Annotated in this window: 10 protein-coding genes; 5 read left to right on the forward strand and 5 right to left on the reverse strand. The window is 35.7% G+C overall.

Annotation, left to right across the window (positions count from 1 at the left end):
- Nucleotides 1-219: 219 nt before the first annotated feature.
- Together IEV84_RS13280 and dnaE are read right to left on the reverse strand one after the other, a co-directional pair.
- Nucleotides 220-2,946, reverse strand: coding sequence for a glycosyl hydrolase (locus IEV84_RS13280; protein ID WP_188494757.1), 2,727 nt, complete (start codon nt 2,944-2,946; stop codon nt 220-222).
- A 259-nt stretch (nt 2,947-3,205) separates the two neighbouring features.
- On the reverse strand, nt 3,206-7,744 hold the full coding sequence (gene dnaE, locus IEV84_RS13285) for a DNA polymerase III subunit alpha (protein WP_188494758.1): 4,539 nt from the start codon (nt 7,742-7,744) through the stop codon (nt 3,206-3,208).
- Between the two features lie 277 nt (nt 7,745-8,021).
- On the opposite strand from dnaE, the gene IEV84_RS13290 reads away from it, so the two are divergent.
- The 5 genes from IEV84_RS13290 (at nt 8,022) to leuB (ending at nt 14,774) form a co-directional block, all read left to right on the forward strand.
- Nucleotides 8,022-9,239, forward strand: coding sequence for a S8 family serine peptidase (locus IEV84_RS13290; RefSeq protein WP_188494759.1), 1,218 nt, complete (start codon nt 8,022-8,024; stop codon nt 9,237-9,239).
- Nucleotides 9,240-9,893: 654 nt separating this feature from the next.
- On the forward strand, nt 9,894-11,288 hold the full coding sequence (leuC, locus tag IEV84_RS13295) for a 3-isopropylmalate dehydratase large subunit (protein ID WP_188494760.1): 1,395 nt from the start codon (nt 9,894-9,896) through the stop codon (nt 11,286-11,288).
- Nucleotides 11,289-11,422: 134 nt separating this feature from the next.
- Complete coding sequence (gene leuD, locus IEV84_RS13300) at nt 11,423-12,019, forward strand: 3-isopropylmalate dehydratase small subunit (protein WP_066328411.1); 597 nt, start codon at nt 11,423-11,425, stop codon at nt 12,017-12,019.
- A 143-nt stretch (nt 12,020-12,162) separates the two neighbouring features.
- Nucleotides 12,163-13,683 (forward strand): hydroxymethylglutaryl-CoA lyase-like TIM-barrel protein, encoded by a 1,521-nt coding sequence (locus IEV84_RS13305; protein WP_188494761.1) that lies wholly within the window; start codon nt 12,163-12,165, stop codon nt 13,681-13,683.
- 35 nt (nt 13,684-13,718) lie between these two features.
- Complete coding sequence (gene leuB, locus IEV84_RS13310) at nt 13,719-14,774, forward strand: 3-isopropylmalate dehydrogenase (protein ID WP_188494762.1); 1,056 nt, start codon at nt 13,719-13,721, stop codon at nt 14,772-14,774.
- A gap of 188 nt (nt 14,775-14,962) precedes the next feature.
- Here leuB and IEV84_RS13315 read toward each other — a convergent pair whose 3' ends face one another.
- From IEV84_RS13315 to IEV84_RS13325, 3 genes are all read right to left on the reverse strand, one after another.
- Nucleotides 14,963-15,703 carry an energy transducer TonB gene (locus IEV84_RS13315; RefSeq protein WP_188494763.1) on the reverse strand — a complete coding sequence of 247 codons (741 nt, stop codon included), beginning with the start codon at nt 15,701-15,703 and terminating at the stop codon, nt 14,963-14,965.
- Nucleotides 15,704-15,984: 281 nt separating this feature from the next.
- Nucleotides 15,985-18,702 carry a hybrid sensor histidine kinase/response regulator transcription factor gene (locus tag IEV84_RS13320; RefSeq protein WP_188494764.1) on the reverse strand — a complete coding sequence of 906 codons (2,718 nt, stop codon included), beginning with the start codon at nt 18,700-18,702 and terminating at the stop codon, nt 15,985-15,987.
- Nucleotides 18,703-19,050: 348 nt separating this feature from the next.
- On the reverse strand, nt 19,051-19,662 hold the full coding sequence (locus tag IEV84_RS13325) for a SprT-like domain-containing protein (RefSeq protein ID WP_188494765.1): 612 nt from the start codon (nt 19,660-19,662) through the stop codon (nt 19,051-19,053).
- Nucleotides 19,663-19,666: the final 4 nt, after the last annotated feature.

Here is a 19,666-nt window from a genome sequence, read left to right on the forward strand (position 1 = left end):
ATACAGAAAAGACCACCCCGCCCGTTGGGCACCCCTCCAAAGGAGGGGAAGTCGCGAAATTTCCCCTCCTCTGGAGGGGTGCCTGAAAGGCGGGGTGGTTTATTTACCTATTCCTTAACTTGACAAGATCGGGTTAAAACCCGATTCTAATCAAACAAAAAACTTCCCAAAGCATCGAATCCTTGGGAAGTTTTTAGTTTTATAAAGAATTAAACCATCTTAATTCACATCATTTTTTAAAGGTGTAATCGTAACAGGGCCTAATAATCCTGATGGCATTGGAGACCATTTGGTAGCATCAAATTTATTATAATCCTTATCTACCATATTAATTTCGTAGAAAATTTTCCATTCCTTGCCTTTCTTCTCCATATCGATTACTCTATTTGCAGAAAGATTGGTCACCTGAACTTTCAATTCATTTTTACCTTTCTTCAATTTCCCTAAATTGATTGTAAATGGCACCGACCACGCATCACCAATATATTCTCCGTTCAACCAAATTTTAGCACTTTCTCTCACATCGCCCAAATTTAATTGCCAGTTATCTGCAGCTACTTTTGGCGCATCAAATTGCAAAGTGTATAATGCTGTTCCTGAGAAAGCTTCGGTTTCAGGACTAATTTTTGTCCAGGATTCCAAAGTACTTACTTTTACCGGAGCGGGTAAAGTTGGACCTCCTTTTTCAAAAGTTAATTTCCAATCTCCTTTTAAAGCAATCGGTTCTGCTGTTGCATCATAATACTTCCAAGGTTTTTCAGAAGCTGTATTTTCTGTTTTAAGAATATATGATTTTCCGGATTCAATGCGAAGTTTTACCAAAGTAGTTTGTCCTTCTTTCTTAACAACTGCATTTCCAACATTTCTATTCAACGGATCTAAAATCAATACTTCTTTATTGGCAACAGCCAAAGGAATAAATCCTTCAATTGTTTTTGCCGTGTGATTCACTAAATAATAAATTTTCTCTCCATTCAAATCTCTTCTAATGAATTTTAAACCAGTTTTCACTAATGTTTCCGGTTGTTCATTGGCTTGAGCTAAAGCTTTAAACAAATCAGTAACCGGATTTACGATTGTATTGTTAGACGAAATCAAAGTAGCTAATTTTACATTTTGAACTTCATAATCTTTAAATCCCGGAACTGATTTTGGCAATCCTTCGAAAATAATAGCAGCACCTGCTTTCTTTAATTCGATTAATTTCTCTAAAGTTGTCAAAGGCATTTTATCGCAATTTGGCACCACCAATGATTTATAAGTATTTCCAGGTAAAACAATTTTCCCGTTCTCCACTTTTGCCTGAGCTATAAAACTATCCGAAATAAAATCAACACTATAACCGTTATTCATTAACTTTTTAGTTGTATCATAAAATGGTGTTCCGTGCAACCATTCTTTCAAAGAATGAATCTTGAATTGGAAAAATAAATTCCCTTCTAAGCTTTTTCCCCAGGTATCATAAATAGGATAATACAATAAAGTTTCGTTATCCGATTTTCCGGCCTGCAATAGCGACTGACAATTAGCAATATAATTGAACAATCCCGGAGCATCTTCCCAAATAGAATTTGTAGCATTAAAATTTACCGAAGCATAAAATTTCCATCCCGGCCATTGTGCTTCTTTAGGCGAATAAGTTGAACCATGAAGAAATATATGATTGATTCCGTTCAACATCAAATCCTCTGCTTCCGGTTTGCATTGCGATAAGGCAGTTTTAAAATGATCTCTCAGCCAGGTAAAAGTCTCTGAAGAAGTCAAAGGTTTTCCGGCGATATGTGCCGCGGAAGAAGAAAACTTCAACATCACCGGATCAGCATCACCTTCTCTGACGTCTTCTTTTTCTCTTCTAAAACCCGGAATATCATAAGGCATCGAACCAAAAGTTTCACATTCGGGAATATCTGCCGAAGCATACAAATCGATTAAATTTCCCGGTGAACCGTGAGCTTGTAATTTCGTTTTATAATTTTTAGCATTCGCCCATTTGGTCCATGGCAAATCAAATTTATGCAATAATAAATCTGAAATGGTTTCACGATAATCACTTTTGATTCTGTTTCCAATTTCAGAATCCTCTTTACTCAATAACTGTGGAAGGTATTTTTTCAAATCATATCCACGAAGTTTTTCAAATTCTTCTAAGAATTTTGGAGTAAAGTCTGTTCCGTAAACTTCGTAACTATCATTAAAAATAGCTCTCAGTTTTCCTTCAAATCCCACTAATGCTTTATCAAAAGGAACGACATAAGCATTAAGTGCTTCTTCCGAATAATGATCTAAAGTATATCCTTTTCCTCCCGGAGCGGCACGTTTTACCTGCTGACCCGTTTTACCTGCAAAAACAGCGTAAAGTGTATAATCGGTTTTTTTAGCTTTCCAATTCAGTGTATTTCCTTTTAACAAAGAGGTTAAATCCGTATAAGAACCATCGGCACCGTAAGCGGCAACAGCTAACAACTGAGCAGGAACTTTTTCCTTAGCCGGATCTACTTTTATTTCCTTATTGAATTGTTCGTTTTTCTTAACTTCATATTTTTCAACTACTAATTTTGTTGCAGCATGAGGCAAAGTAACCTGAGAACCTCCATAAGGCCAGCCTGTTCCTAAAACCATATCGACCTGAAGGCCTAAACTATCGGCTATTTTTACCGTATAGCCCAGCATTTCCATATATTTTGGCGACAAATAATCAATAAAATTATTCTCTGCGCCCTTAACACCATAAATAGGTGTAATTTCAACTCCGCCAATTCCCACTTTTTGAAAATCAATCAAACTGGACTTCAAATTGGGTTTATCTACAGCACTTCCCATCCACCACCAACGAGCCCATGGTTTATTGACATTTTTAGTTTCAGGCCAGGCATTGGTTTGAGCCACCCCATTTAAAGAAAATAGAATCCCGACAAAAAACGGAATATAATTGAGTTTCTTTTTCATTTAATTTATATTAATACATTGAATTTATTTATTGCTAAATCATTAAAAGAGTTAAATCCTTCTAATTCTATTTGGGAAAATTATAAAACATCGGCTTCTAAAGCATCCTGTCCCATCCTGTTAATACTTGAACGGGAAAACTTTTTTTTGAAAATATCTTCGCAATTCCGCAACAATAATGCCGTTCAAACAAAATAAAACTTACAAAAAACCCGTCTTATTTCTACAACAAGACGGGTTCTATGACAATCTTAAAGGATTAATTCAATTTAAAATTCACCTGCATTTTCTCTAATTCCTGCAATAATTCAGTCGAAATTTTAATTTTCAACTTTCTGCTTGCCATACTCAGCTTAGTTACCACCTTGACTTCTTCGACTTCGGTAACTTGCACCGCCTTGTTTTCCGGAATATCCGAAGTCTCAATATCCTCATTTTCATCCTCAAAAACCACCTCTTCGTTTTCCTCCATAACAGGAACAGTTTCAACCAGTTTTTTAATTTTTTCTATCTCCATCACTTCAAAAGTCACCTGATTATCTCCCTTATTTTCATTAAAAAGACGATTTAGTCTATGGATAAATTCCGGATGCAAATCCTTTATATTCAACAATACAATCAGTCTTTTAGCAAAAGCTTCCAGAATATCCTGTAATTGTTTTATTTCAACAAACTGTAATCTTGGTTCTCCCTTTTTGCCTGTTTCCTGATTCATCCAACCTTCTTTTATGGTTACTTTCATAAAAGTAAAATTGTTCTGTATCAGGAAATGGCGAAACTTCAGGTATTCTTCACCAAAAATTCGAAATTCATAACTTTCATCATAACCTTCTAATGCAAATGAAGCCCATCCCTTACCGTTCTTAGCCACACGATGTTGCACATTATTAATAATTCCGCCAAAAGTTAAAGTCTTACCCACATAGGCTTCCATATTTTTAAGTGCTTCCAGCTTAGCATTACAGAAATATTTCATTTCAAATCTAAAATCATCCAACGGATGTCCTGAAATATAAATCCCAACAACTTCTTTCTCCTTCGCCAATTTTTCCATCGTGCTCCAATCTTCACAAGGAGGCACCACAGGCTCGGCAATTTGCACCTCACTGGCTTCACCAAACAAGCTTACCTGGGACGAATTTTCATTTTCCTGAAATTTCGAACCATAACGCATGGCTTTTTCATAAAAGGTAATTCCGTCACCCTCATCATGAAAATATTGTGCTCTGTGCGTGTCTGCAAAACAGTCAAATCCTCCAGCCAAAGCTAAATTTTCAAAAGCTTTTTTATTGGCGGCACGCAAATCAATTCTTTTAGCCAAATCAAAAATCGATTTGTACAACCCGTTTTTTCTGTTTTCTACAATCGTTTCCACCGCTCCGGCTCCCACACCTTTAATTGCTCCCATCCCAAAACGAACCGCATAATTATCGTTTACAGTAAATTTATAATAGGATTCATTTACAGAAGGCCCTAAAACCTGCAAGCCCATTCGCTTACATTCTTCCATAAAAAAGGAAACCTGTTTAATATCATTCATATTATTCGAAAGTACCGCAGCCATGTATTCAGCAGGATAATGCGCTTTCAAATAAGCCGTTTGATAGGCTACCCAGGCATAACAAGTAGAGTGCGATTTATTAAATGCATAACTCGCAAAAGCTTCCCAGTCCGTCCAAATTTTATCTAGTTTCTTTTCATCATGACCTTTAGCAACCGCCTGATCGATGAACTTTCCTTTCATTTTATCCAGTACATCCTTCTGCTTTTTACCCATCGCTTTACGAAGTACGTCGGCATCACCTTTAGAAAACCCGGCTAACTTTTGCGACAAAAGCATTACCTGCTCCTGATAAACTGTAATTCCATAAGTTTCTCCCAAATATTCTTCACAGGCATCTAAGTCATAGGTAATCTCTTCTTCCCCGTTTTTTCGACGAACGAAAGAAGGAATATACTCCAAAGGTCCCGGACGATACAAGGCATTCATCGCAATCAAATCGGCAAAAACCGTTGGCTTCAAATCCTTCATGTATTTTTGCATTCCGGGTGACTCGTATTGGAAAACCCCTACTGTTTCACCTCTTTGGAATAACTCATAGGTTTTGACATCATCAATTGGAAAATTATCCGGATTGAGTTCAATTCCGGTTCGGTATTTCACCAATTTCACCGTATCCTTAATCAAAGTCAGGGTCTTCAGCCCCAAGAAGTCCATTTTCAATAATCCGGCACTCTCAGCTACCGAGTTATCAAACTGAGTCACATATAAATCAGAATCTTTGGCGGTAGTAACAGGAACGAAATTCGTAATATCATCAGGGGTAATAATCACCCCGCAGGCGTGAATACCCGTATTACGCATCGAACCTTCTAATATTTTAGCCTGCTGAATAGTTTCTCCTGCCAAATCATCTTCCCGAGCAATCGCTATTAATTCTTTAACACGATCAAATTCTTCCGAAGATTTTAATGCTTTTTTGACATCATCTTCACTTTCGGAAATAAAACGGGCCAAATTCCATTTACCGGGCATCATCGCCGGAATCAATTTTGCAATTCTATCGGCTTCAAACAATGGCAAATCCAGCACACGTGCTGTATCACGAATGGCTGATTTGGTTGCCATTTTACCATAAGTAATAATTTGTGCTACCTGATTGGCTCCGTATTTATTAATTACATAATCCATTACACGACCACGACCTTCATCATCAAAGTCAATATCAATATCGGGCATGGACACACGATCCGGATTCAGGAAACGCTCAAAAAGCAAATCGTACTTAATCGGGTCAATATTGGTAATTCCTAAACAATAAGCCACCGCTGAACCCGCCGCCGATCCACGTCCCGGCCCAACGGAAACATCCATTTTTCGGGCTTCGGCAATGAAATCCTGAACAATCAAAAAGTAACCCGGATAACCGGAATTCGAAATCGTCAATAACTCAAAATCCAATCGTTCCTGAATATCGGGCGTAATTTCCTCATAGCGTCTTTTAGCACCTTCCATAGTAAGGTGACGTAAATAAGCATTTTCCCCTCGAACCCCATTGTCTTTTTCATCTTCGGGATCAACAAACTCCTGAGGAATATCATACTTTGGAAGCAATACATCACGATACAGCGAGTAAATTTCGACCTTATCAACTATTTCCTGAATATTGATTATGGCTTCAGGCAAATCAGCAAAGAGCTTTTTCATTTCCTCTCCCGACTTATAATAATATTCCTGATTAGGCAATCCGTAGCGATAACCACGACCACGACCTATAGGTGTGGCCTGCTTTTCACCATCTTTCACACACAATAAAATATCGTGCGCATTGGCATCCTCCTTGTTTACATAATAGGTATTGTTAGTCGCAATTAACTTGACATTATGTTTCTTAGAAAACTCAATCAGGGTTTTATTAACCCTGTTTTCATCTTCCTGATTGTGACGCATTACTTCAAGATAAAAATCATCTCCAAATTGCTCTTTCCACCAAAGCAAAGCTTCCTCTGCCTGGTTTTCACCAATATTTAAAATTTTGCTCGGAATTTCTCCATATAAATTCCCGGACAAAACCATGATATCTTCCTTGTATTTTTCTACAATGGTTCTGTCAATTCTCGGCACATAATAAAAACCATCTACATAGGCAATCGAAGCCATTTTGGCCAGATTATGATAACCGTTTTTATTTTTTGCCAATAAAACCACCTGATAACCATTGTCTTTTTTGGACTTATCCTTATGGTTTTCGCAAATATTAAACTCACAACCTACAATCGGTTTGATTTCAGTTTCTGTTGGTTCCTCGCCAGCCTCTACTAAAGCTTTATTTTTAGCCGAAGCCCCTTTGTTGTGATTCATTATCGCACTCACAAAATGGAAAGCTCCCATCATGTTTCCGGTATCCGTCATCGCAACGGCCGGAAAACCATTTTTAGCCGTAACCGAAACTAATGGTCCAATCCCAATAGTCGATTGCAATACCGAAAATTGTGTATGATTGTGCAAATGTGCAAACTTTGCTGCTGCAAAACCTTCTTTATCTGCTTCCGAAATAGTGGTTTGCGAAGTAGATTGAGCTGATTTTTGGAGCTGCTTTCTAATTTCGTCAGAAGCCGCTTTTAAATTAATATGTTTTAATCCAATGAGCTGAATTTCCTGCGGATTTTTTGCCTGGAAATCCTGAAAATAAGAAGCCGGAACATCCAGTTCTTCCTTTGTAAAAACTTCTCTTTTAATTAATTCAAGAAAACAACGGGTAGTTGCCTCCACATCGGCAGTAGCGTTGTGGGCTTCAGCAAAAGGAACAGCGAATAAATATTCGTGTAACTCGGTTAAGGTTGGTAATTTAAACTTACCTCCACGACCCCCGGGCAATTTCAATAAGGAAGCAGTTACTTCGGTACAGGTATCCAAAACCGGCATGGAAGCCATAGGCGAATCAACCCCCATTCGATGAAACTCACAGCCCATAATATTGATATCAAAACCTAAATTCTGGCCGACAATAAATTTGGCTTTGCCTAAAGCAATATTGAATTTCTCCAAAACTTCCGCCAGAGAAATCCCTTCGGCATCTGCTAATTCTGTTGAAATACCGTGAATTCTTTCGGCATCATAGGGGATATTAAAACCTTCCGGTTTTACCAAATAATCCTGATGCTCGATGAGCTGTCCCATATCATCATGCAACTGCCAGGCAATTTGGATACATCTTGGCCAGTTGGCCGTATCGGTTATAGGCGCATCCCAACGCTTAGGCAATCCGGTGGTTTCGGTATCGAATATTAAATACATAACTGTTTTTGAAGTGTTTGCAATTTATAAAAATCACAAAAATTGAATTTCAAATTTAGTTTTTTTTGAAGAAAGAAATAGCTCAAGTTATCAACAAAAAAAGCTCCTCTTTTTGTTTCTACTAATACGTAATAAATCAATTACAAATAATATGCACCTAGATAAACAAGCAAGACAACACATATAATAATCATATTATTAATAGTTTGACATTCTTTTTTTATCTAAATTTATTCACCCCAAGTTGTTCATTTTGTTTCACTTAAAAATCAAACCAATGAAAAACTTTACTTTACTAACTCACCTATCTTTAGTGCTTAGTCTCGGCTCTTTATTTTTAATCACAGGTTGCCAAAACAATGATTTAATTCAAGTACAAGAACCAAGTGCTCTAACAAACTTTAGTACTGAACCTATAAAAGGACAGTATGTAATAGTCTTAACAGAAAACATGTCCGGAAAATATGCTACACAAAAATACAGCGAAAGGATTGTATCACTAAAAAAAGACTACCTGGCGCGTTTTTCAACTATTAAACTTACTTCAGAAAAAGTAAAGCAAACCTATGGATATGGCGTTAGCGGATTTGCAGCCGAATTAGATGACGAACAGCTGTCTGCCTTAAAAAAAGACAGCCGGGTAAAATCAATCGAACAAGATTACACCATCACTCTTAATCCAGATTTATCCATTCAAAAAGGAAAACCAAATGGCGGTGGCGGCAGCACGCTACCAGCTGAAGTTACGCCTTGGGGAATAAGCCGTGTTGGCGGCGGACTTAGCGGAGTGGGGAAAACAGCCTGGATTATAGACACAGGAATTGACTTAACCCATCCCGATTTAAATGTTGATTCGGGACGCAGCAAAAGTTTTTTAGGCGGTATTGACGCTAACAACCCTAATGACGGCAACGGGCATGGAACCCACGTTGCCGGAACAGTAGCTGCAATTGATAATACAATTGGAGTTATAGGAGTTGCTGCAGGAGCCAAAGTAGTTGCTGTTCGCGTTTTAGACAGCCGTGGTAGCGGCTCTTATTCAGGAGTCATAGCCGGAGTTGAATATGTAAGCGCAAATGGTCAGACTGGCGATGCAGCCAATATGAGTTTAGGAGGCCCGGTCAGTTCAGCCTTAAATAATGCTGTTATTAATGCTTCTGCAAAAGTTAAATTTGCATTGGCAGCCGGAAACGAAAGCGATGACGCTAACAATCACTCTCCGGCCAGCGCAAATGGTGTTAATATCTATACTGTTTCCGCCATGGACAAATATGATGTTTTTGCCTATTTTTCAAACTACGGAAATTCAGTAGATTTTTGCGCCCCGGGAGTTGCGGTTCAGTCTTTATGGAAAAATGGAGGAATGAATACCATTAGCGGAACCTCTATGGCTGCGCCACATGTATGTGGATTACTGTTATTAGGAACTGTAAATTCAAATGGTACTGTCAAACAAGATCCAGATGGAAAACCGGATTTAATTGCACATTATTGAAAAGAATAAACCCTCTATTTTTAAAATAACATTTCACACAAAAAAACACCAATTATTCATTTTGGATACTAATTGCGACAAAATGGATCTTTTAAATTGTGCTCTATGCTGAATTTTGTCTCATCAAATTAAATCAATCTCATCAACTATTTCTGTGGTAAACAATTAAAAAACACCTATTAAATTTAGCTTTCTTATTTTTTTGGTTGTCGTAATATTTCATAAAAATAAAATCCTCTGAAAAAACAATCCATTTGAGTTTATTTTAGAATAAAAAAAGATTTTTTCAAAACTTAAATTAAGAACAAAACCTTGCTGATTTTTTTATTTTTAACCACACATTCAACGTTTTATTAAACAAAAATCTTCAATTAACCTAAAACCTCTAAAAATTCACAAAACACAAGACACTACACATAGTGTTACAAACCCAACTTTATGATTACCAAAAAGGAATAAAAAAACTAACTCTCTAAAACACAAGCAGGCAAAATAAAAGCACAGCATTGTATTAATATAGTTTGGGTATCGTATATAATCGATAATATTAATTGAATACATGATTTGATTTTTATACTTTTGCGTCCTTGTTACCACCTTATTTAAAAAATGCGGTAGTACAAAACACAGAAATACACTAAAAAAAATTAAAAAATGAGCAAGACATTATTTGACAAAGTATGGGATTCGCATGTTGTGCGTAAAATTGAAGACGGACCAGATGTGTTTTTTATTGATCGTCATTTCATTCACGAGGTTACCAGCCCGGTAGCTTTCTTGGGTCTAAAAACAAGAGGCGTATCAGTATTATATCCAGAACGCACATTCGCAACTGCCGATCACAATACACCGACCATTAACCAACACTTGCCTGTTGCAGACGCTTTATCAGCTAATCAATTAAAAGCATTAGAAACTAACGCGGCTGAATACGGTATTTCTCACTGGGGATTAGGTCATCAAAAAAATGGAATTGTACACGTTGTAGGTCCTGAAAACGGAATTACTTTACCTGGTGCTACAATTGTATGTGGAGATTCACATACTTCTACTCATGGTGCTTTTGGTGCTATTGCTTTTGGTATTGGTACTTCTGAAGTAGAAATGGTTCTTTCTACTCAATGTATCATGCAGCCAAAACCTAAAAAAATGCGTATTAACGTAAACGGTAAATTAAGCAAAGGAGTTACTCCTAAAGACGTTGCGTTATACATCATTGCACAATTAACTACTTCCGGAGGAACAGGATATTTTGTTGAATATGCAGGAAATGTATTCGAAGAAATGACAATGGAAGGACGTATGACTGTTTGTAACCTAAGTATCGAAATGGGTGCTCGTGGAGGTATGATTGCTCCTGACCAAACTACTTTCGATTTCCTTGAAGGAAGATTATACGCTCCTAAAGGTGAAGCTTGGACTAAAGCAGTAGAATACTGGAAAACTTTAAAAACGGATGCTGATGCAGTATTTGATGCTGAATTAAACATCAAAGCTGAAGATATCGAGCCAATGATTACTTATGGTACAAACCCTGGAATGGGAATTGGTATCACTAAACATATTCCAAGTGCCGACCAAGTAGAAGGTGGAGAGGAAACTTATAAAAAATCTTTGAACTATATGGGATTCCATGAAGATGACGTAATGATTGGAAAACCAATTGACTATGTTTTCTTAGGAAGTTGTACTAACGGACGTATCGAAGACTTTAGAGCTTTTGCTTCTATTGTAAAAGGTCGTAAAAAAGCAGACAACGTTACAGCTTGGTTAGTTCCTGGTTCTCACGTAGTAGAAGCTCAAATTAAAGAAGAAGGAATTTTAGATATTCTTACTGAAGCTGGATTTGTATTACGTCAACCTGGTTGTTCAGCTTGTTTAGCTATGAATGATGACAAAGTACCTGCTGGAAAATATGCAGTAAGTACTTCTAACAGAAACTTCGAAGGTCGTCAGGGTCCTGGTTCAAGAACTTTGTTAGCTTCTCCAATTATGGCTGCTGCAGCTGCTGTTACAGGAAAATTGACAGATCCTAGAGATTTATTGTAATTGAATAGCAATTTCAACAGCAATAACAATTTCAAAAAAGAATTAAAAAATAAAAAGATTTTAAATATTCATGATATTAGTTCCCTTAGTGGAAATCTAAAATCTGAATTCTGAAATCTAAAATCTAAATTAAAATGGCATACGATAAATTTAATATCCTTACCAGTAGTGCAGTGCCACTACCTATAGAAAACGTAGATACTGATCAAATCATCCCGGCTCGTTTCTTAAAAGCTACAAAACGTGAAGGTTTTGGAGACAACCTTTTCAGAGACTGGAGATACAATGGAGACGATACTCCAAAAGCTGATTTCGTTTTAAACAACCCAACTTACAGCGGAAAAATCCTTGTAGGTGGAAAAAACTTCGGTTCAGGTTCTTCTCGTGAGCACGCTGCATGGGCAGTTTACGATTACGGATTCCGCGCTGTAGTTTCTTCTTTCTTTGCAGATATCTTCAAAGGAAACTGTTTGAACATCGGAGTTTTACCAGTACAGGTTTCTCCTGAATTCTCAGACAAAATCTTTGCTGCAATCGAAGCTGATCCTAATACAGAATTAGAAATCAACTTACCAGAGCAAACAATTACATTGAAAGCTACAGGTGAAAAAGAATCTTTTGACATCAACGGATACAAAAAGAATAACATGTTAAATGGTTTTGATGATATCGACTATTTACAAAGTGTTAAAGAAGAAATCGTAAGTTTTGCTGAGAAGCTTCCTTACTAAATAAAATCTTCACATAAAAAATGCAGCTGCTAAACACAATTCCGCGGAATTCTTTAGCAGCTGCTTTTAGCGTTTTATAAAACACACAGGAAAATGATTTCAAAATCATGAAATCACGACCTTTTTTTAGCATCAGATTTATAATGGGAAAAAGAAAAATTGAAATAATGGATACGACACTTCGTGATGGTGAACAAACCTCAGGAGTATCATTTTCTGCCGCAGAAAAACTAACCATTGCCCAATTATTATTAGAAGAATTACAAGTTGACCGTATCGAAATTGCTTCAGCTCGTGTAAGTGAAGGAGAATTTGAAGGCGTTAAAGGAATTATGACTTGGGCCGAAACAAAAGGATATACCGATAAAATCGAAGTATTGACTTTTGTTGACAAAGGACTTTCTATCGAATGGATGAAAAAATCGGGAGCAAAAGTTCAAAATCTTTTAACCAAAGGCTCTCTCAACCACCTTACACATCAATTAAAAAAAACACCGGAGCAGCATTTTTCCGAAATTGCCGAAAGCATTGCTTTAGCTACTGAAAACGGAATTGAAACCAATGTTTATCTGGAAGACTGGAGTAATGGTATGCGTAATTCTTCTGAATATGTTTACCAATATCTGGATTTCATTAGCACCCAACCCGTAAAAAGAATTTTGCTTCCTGATACTTTAGGCGTACTTATCCCTTCGGAAACTTTCGAATACATTTCAGAAATCACTAAAAGATATCCGGGAATCCATTTTGATTTTCACGCACACAACGATTACGATTTAAGCGTTGCTAACGTAATGGAATCATTAAAAGCAGGCGTACACGGATTACACGTTACTGTAAACGGAATGGGAGAACGCGCCGGAAATGCTCCTTTAGCCAGCACCATTGCAGTAATCAACGATTTTATGCCAGAGATTGAAATTGGCGTAAAAGAAACCTCTTTGTATTCGGTTAGTAAATTGGTAGAAACCTTTACCGGTTACCGAATCCCAGCCAACAAACCCATTGTAGGCGATAATGTTTTTACTCAAACTGCCGGAATTCACGCCGACGGAGACAACAAAAACAATTTATATTTTAACGATTTACTTCCGGAACGTTTTGGAAGAAAAAGAAAATATGCTTTAGGAAAAACTTCCGGAAAAGCCAATATTGAAAAAAATCTTCAGGAATTAGGTTTGCAATTAAACCAGGAAGATTTAAAATTGGTTACCCAAAGAATTATCGAATTAGGCGATAAAAAAGAAACGGTAACTAAAGAAGATTTACCCTATATCATTTCTGACGTATTAGACAGTCATACGTATCAGGAAAAAGTTACTGTAGAATCGTATCTGTTATCACATGCCAAAGGAATGCGTCCGTCAACAACAATTTGCTTAAAGATAGACGGACAAATTATTGAAGAACATGCTCAGGGAGACGGTCAATTTGATGCTTTTATGAATGCTTTGACAAAAATTTATAAAACCAAAAAAATGACTTTGCCAAAACTTACGGATTATGCAGTAAGAATCCCTCCGGGAAGTAGCTCGGATGCTTTATGCGAAACGATTATCACCTGGGTAAACGACGGAAAAGAATTCAAAACAAGAGGTTTGGATTCTGATCAAACAGTAGCAGCAATTATCGCAACTCAAAAAATGCTCAACGTAATAGCTTAAATTTAGAAAACAATAAATTAATTAAATATAAAATAATGAAGTTAAATATCGCACTTTTAGCAGGGGACGGAATCGGACCGGAAGTAATTGATCAGGCAGTAAAAGTATCAGATGCAATTGCACAAAAATTTGGACATGAAATTACTTGGAAACCAGCTTTAACTGGTGCTGCTGCTATTGACGCTGTAGGTGAGCCTTATCCAGATTCAACTCATGAAATTTGTAAAAATGCTGATGCAGTACTTTTCGGAGCTATTGGTCACCCTAAATATGATAACGATCCTTCTGCACCTGTTCGTCCAGAACAAGGTTTATTAAAAATGCGTAAAGCATTAGGTTTGTTTGCAAACGTAAGACCAACCTTTACTTTCCCTTCTTTATTAGACAAATCTCCATTAAAAAGAGAAAGAATTGAAGGAACTGACTTGGTTTTCTTAAGAGAACTTACTGGAGGTATTTACTTTGGTGAAAAAGGAAGAAAAGACGGTGGAGATACTGCTTTTGACAACTGTGTTTACACAAGAGAAGAAGTACAACGTCTGGCTAAAAAAGGTTTCGAATTGGCAATGACACGTTCTAAAAAATTATGTTGTGTTGATAAAGCCAACGTTTTAGAAACATCACGTTTATGGAGAGAAACGGTTCAGGCAATGGAAAAGGATTATCCGGAAGTTGAAGTTTCTTATGAATTTGTTGACGCGGTTGCTATGCGTTTGGTTCAATGGCCTAACTCTTACGACGTATTGATTACTGAAAACTTATTTGGAGATATCTTAACAGATGAAGCTTCTGTAATTTCAGGATCAATGGGATTAATGCCATCTGCATCTATGGGAGCTGAAGTATCTTTATTTGAACCAATCCACGGATCTTACCCACAAGCTACAGGATTAAACATTGCCAACCCAATGGCGACTGTTTTATCTGCTGCAATGATGTTTGAAAACTTCGGATTGATGGAAGAAGGAAAAGCAATGAGAGATGCTGTTAACAAAGCATTAGAAGCTGGAGTGGTTACTGAAGACCTAGCTAACGGAGGTAAAGCTTACGGTACTAAAGAAGTTGGTGACTGGTTAGCTGCTAACATCTAATCAGTATATCTTTATAAAAGCAAAAAAGCTGTCAATCTCAAGTTTGGCAGCTTTTTTTGCTATTAGAAAGAATGACATTCCTCTTAAGATATAAATTTTCTACTACCAACTGGAAATCAAACAGTAGCAAAATACAAACCTAACAAGGATTTTCATTTCTATCGAGACCTTAATTCACCAATATTTCACTACATATTAACCGGAATTGGCAAGCTATACATAGTTCTTACTTTTTGACCATGTTGCTCTCCAGGAATCCATTTAGGAGCAATCAACAAAACTCTTTTTACTTCTTCCCCAGTTCCATAGCCAAGATCTCGCAATACTTTAATATCAGAAATACTACCGTCCATTTCAATAATAAAAGTCACATAGACATTTCCTTTAATTTGCTTTGAAGGAGCAATGTAATTTTTTTTAATAAATACTTGTAATTTTTCAACACCCCCTGGAAACTCTGGTTTTTTTTCGATACCTGCTACACTGTAAATATTCCCTTTTAATTTTTGTTCCGAAGAGACAGTATTAATCTGAAAATTATAAATTAATTTTGAGATTGGAAGAGTAAGCTTGGTTCTTACCTTTTGACCATTTTTTTCTCCAGGAATCCAATTAGGACATATTGATAAAACCCTAACCGCTTCTGTATCGGAATCATAATTAACAGACTTCAATACTTTAAAACCCGACAGACTGCCATCTTTTTCAATTATAAAACTAACCACAACTTTATCTGAAAGAGCCTCAGATGGAGCATTATAATTTTTTCTAATAAAGTTATAAAACTCATTCATCCCACCCGGAAACTCCGGTATTTTTTCAATTTTATCTAGATTGTAAATAAGGTTATTTGAATCAGTTCTCGTTTCTTGAGCTGAAACGAATTGAATTGTCAAAAAAACAATTGCTAGAAATAGTATTTTTTTCATGTTATATAATATCCAATTATTTATGAGTTTCAAAAATACATGAGTTATTTGAATTATTGAATAAACCAAACCAAATTTTTGTTGTAATTTCTTATTTTTTATTCCACAATTCAAGCAATGAAAAAGATTGTCTAGAGAAAAATCAGATAGTACTAAAGAAGTTGGAGACTGGTTAGCTGCTAATATCTAATTTTCTTTATATAGAGAGAATAAAAGAGGCTGTCTTTTGGACAACCTCTTTTTATATAACTTTGTATCGCCCTGAAAAAGCAACCTCGCAATTATTTCAGTTTATACTCTTTTGGCGAGATCCCAAATTTATTTTTAAATAAGGTTGAAAAATAATTAGGTGTAGAAAAACCTACAGCATAAGCAATTTCAGAAATAGTCATATCTGATTTTTTCAGCAACTCTTTTGACTTTTCTAATCGTATATTATTGATATGATCGCTGATACTGATTCCTAATATCGCTTTTACTTTACGGTACAATTGCACGCGGGAAATGGCCAGACTTTTAGCTAAATCTTCCACTGTATAAGCCGAATTATCTAAATTTTTCTCTACGATTTCATTAAGCTTTTTAAGAAAATCCTGTTCTGTAATACCAAAAGTGCCCTCTTCAATATTTATTATATTATTAGTATAATAATATCTCAATTTTTCTCTGTTAAAGAGCAAGGCTTTAATAGATTGCGCCAATACTTTTAAATTAAATGGTTTCGTCAGAAAAACGTCTGCCCCACTATCTAAAGCTTTCAGGTAAGAATCCTGATCGTCTGAAGAGGTTAATATAATTATTGGAATATGAGAGGTTCTCAAATCTTTCTTCAATTTTTCGGATATTTGAAATCCATTCAGTTCAGGCAAATTCAAATCACAAATAATAATATCCGGAATCAACTCTAGAGCATATTCTACAGCATTTGTCCCATCGGATGTATAAAAAGTATATTCGTTAGAAAACTTATTCGATACAAAATCCAAAAGATCATTATTATCCTCTATATAAAGAATAGAATATCGATCCTCATGATGCTGAGGTTCTTGCTTTTGAATGACTTCGGCATCTAAATAATCGGATTGATGTACATAATCTAATACCGCTTCTTTAACTATCGATTTTTCATCTAAATGGTCTTTTCCAAGTGGTAAAGTAATAATAAATTCGGCTCCGTTTTTAGAAACAACATCAATAGTTCCTTTGTGTAAATCAATAAAACTTTTAGACAAATGAAGACCTATTCCGGAACTATTTCTATAATTATTAGATCCCTGATAAAAAGCATTAAAGACTTCCTTGATTTCCTTTTCCGGAATTCCAATGCCCGAATCTTTAAAGTGGATATGGACTGTATTATTGGTTTTATCTTCTTTGATTGAAATAGCAATTTTACCATTTTCAGGAGTAAATTTAAAGGCATTTGACAACAGATTAAAATAGACTTTGTCCATTAAATTTCTATCGATATAAACCTCTAAATTTTCATTGTTAGTAGTCAACGAAAAATCAATATTCTTTTTCTTTGCTTCCCGGTCAAAATCACAAACAATACTTTTTGAAAAATCCAACAAATTAGTTTGAGATGCTCTCAAAGTAAATTTCTCACCCTCCATTTTTCTGTAATCCAGCAATTGATTGATTAAGCGCAGCAACCTTCTGGAATTATTATACATCAAATTAATCTCTTTGTTTATAGCAATCCCTTTATTCTTAAATTCGCTTTCCAAAGACTCAACAGAACTCAAAATCAGTGTTAAAGGTGTCTTGAATTCGTGTGACAAACCTGTAAAAAAGTTTAATCTGGCTTCGTTGCTTTGCTTTAACTCATTCGAAAACTTTTTAATTTCATTCCTTTGATGTTTGATCTTTTTATTCGTCTCCTCTAATTCCTGTTTTTTACGACTAATCATAATTCTCGAATAAACGCTGTAAATAGCAAGACTCAGTACAATTATCAATAATGAAATCAGAACTTTCAGAAGATTATTTTGAGTAGAATATTCCTTCTCCTGATTTTCAATTCTGATTTGTTGCTGTTCAATATCCGATTGCTGAATTGTAATCTTATCAAATTGATTGCTCATAATATCAGCATTAAGCGAATCAATCAATATGGTATTTAACTTATTGTTTTTAGGAACAACCTCTTTGTTGATTAATTTCAAAGCCAATTTAACAGCTTCACTACCTCCGGTAGGATATAAAACCGTTGAATTTAAAATTCCTTCTTTAACTAATTGAAGCCCTCCACTGGGAACGTTAAGTCCATCTACACCTATAATCTTAATCTTTTTCTCTAAACCTCTTTTCTTAAGTACCATCCAGGTTTGGTAAGCAATTACATCATTGTAAGCAAATATGTAATCAATATCAGGAAAACGGTTGAGTATTTTTAAAAAGTCTTCTAAGGCTAATTCGTCTTTCCGCGCCTCCATAGTAACCACTTTAATACCCGGATATTTATCTAAAAGCTGTCTAAAACCTAAGTTTCTTTCAAAACCCGGCGATGTTGAGGAACTACCTTTTATTTCAACAACATTAGCATTTCCCTTAGATAATGAAACGATATGTTTGGCTGCAATTCGTCCTACCTCAACATTATCCGCACCTATGTATGCTGTATAATTTGAAGTATTTACTTTCCTGTCCACAATAATTACCGGAATTCCCTTGAGTACTGCCTTTTCTATTACAGGAACTACCGAATCTGATTCGAAAGGAGAAACGATGATAATATCTCTTTTTTCCTGAATCATCCTTTCAATATCCTGAATCTGTTTTTTTACTTTGCGGTTAGCATTGTAAATCGTTAAATCTACTCCGGGATGAAGTGACGCTTCTACTGTCATTTCATGATTCATAGATAATCTCCAAATATCCTGATTGATACATTGTGAAAACCCTATTGAAACCGGATCAGTCTCAGTTGATGATTGACATGAATGTAAAAAAACAATAACACCTAAAATGATTATGAAGGAGTATTTTCTTAGCATAAATGATTATAAATTAAATAACAATTGTGAATTATATTCCCAATATACTTTGAACAGCATACTGATTACAATTTTATTTCAAAACAGATTACAACTTCGTATTAATTCAGAAAAAATATTGAATAAAAAATGGAAAATTGAAGAGATAATTTATTTTACATGATATTGAACAACATTGTAATTTTAAGATTTTCTTTAGAAAAACTGCAAACAAATATATAAAAACACATCAATATAAGCTGATCACACAAGCTAAAACACCAATATTATTTCTACAATTTTAATCATAAAAGGAATTAATCGATTACCTAAGAATAAATAACTTACAAAAAATAAAAAGTAGAAAAACTAGTTATTAGAATACTGCGGCAACAATTCTACCTCAGCGTTGGGATTAAACAAATACAAACGACCGGAACTGATTTCCAGACATTCATAACGTTTGGTACGCACAGCTATTTTCTTAAAAACCTTCCCATTTTTGATTCTAAAGACGCTGCCATAAGGAATTTCGAAAACATAGTTTTTATCGTTCGCCTTATCAAATTGTTTCAAAGCGAGTGACAAAGTCGTATCAGTATCACTGCTGGCACTGGGATTTCTAAAATGTCGGGCTAATAAAGGTAACAATTGATTAGGAAAAATTTCAGGACGAATGTATGGCACCATCAACTGCTGAAAAACATATTTCCACTCATTACCATGTGGCTTGATGTTGCGACCAAACTTTTCAAAAGCAACCAAATGTGCAATTTCGTGAATCAGCGTAATCAAAAAACGGTATTTATTCAAGCTTCCGTTTACAGTGATTTCGTGTTTTCCGTTCATGGCTTTGCGATAATCGCCATGGCGGGTCAAGCGTTCGTTAACGATTTTTAAATGTACTCCATGCTCCACAATCAACTCAAAAATGGGTTTGACTGCATGTTCCGGAAGATATTTTGCTAAGGTGTCGCTCAATTTA

It is taken from the genome of Flavobacterium palustre, from assembly GCF_014639535.1.
Taxonomy (GTDB): domain Bacteria; phylum Bacteroidota; class Bacteroidia; order Flavobacteriales; family Flavobacteriaceae; genus Flavobacterium; species Flavobacterium palustre.

Coding starts and splice junctions, on each gene's coding strand:
- IEV84_RS13280 (WP_188494757.1), bottom strand. CDS start 2,946: ATGAAAAAGAAACTCAATTATATTCCGTTTTTTGTCGGGATTCTATTT.
- dnaE (WP_188494758.1), bottom strand. CDS start 7,744: ATGTATTTAATATTCGATACCGAAACCACCGGATTGCCTAAGCGTTGG.
- IEV84_RS13290 (WP_188494759.1), top strand. CDS start 8,022: ATGAAAAACTTTACTTTACTAACTCACCTATCTTTAGTGCTTAGTCTC.
- leuC (WP_188494760.1), top strand. CDS start 9,894: ATGAGCAAGACATTATTTGACAAAGTATGGGATTCGCATGTTGTGCGT.
- leuD (WP_066328411.1), top strand. CDS start 11,423: ATGGCATACGATAAATTTAATATCCTTACCAGTAGTGCAGTGCCACTA.
- IEV84_RS13305 (WP_188494761.1), top strand. CDS start 12,163: ATGGGAAAAAGAAAAATTGAAATAATGGATACGACACTTCGTGATGGT.
- leuB (WP_188494762.1), top strand. CDS start 13,719: ATGAAGTTAAATATCGCACTTTTAGCAGGGGACGGAATCGGACCGGAA.
- IEV84_RS13315 (WP_188494763.1), bottom strand. CDS start 15,703: ATGAAAAAAATACTATTTCTAGCAATTGTTTTTTTGACAATTCAATTC.
- IEV84_RS13320 (WP_188494764.1), bottom strand. CDS start 18,702: ATGCTAAGAAAATACTCCTTCATAATCATTTTAGGTGTTATTGTTTTT.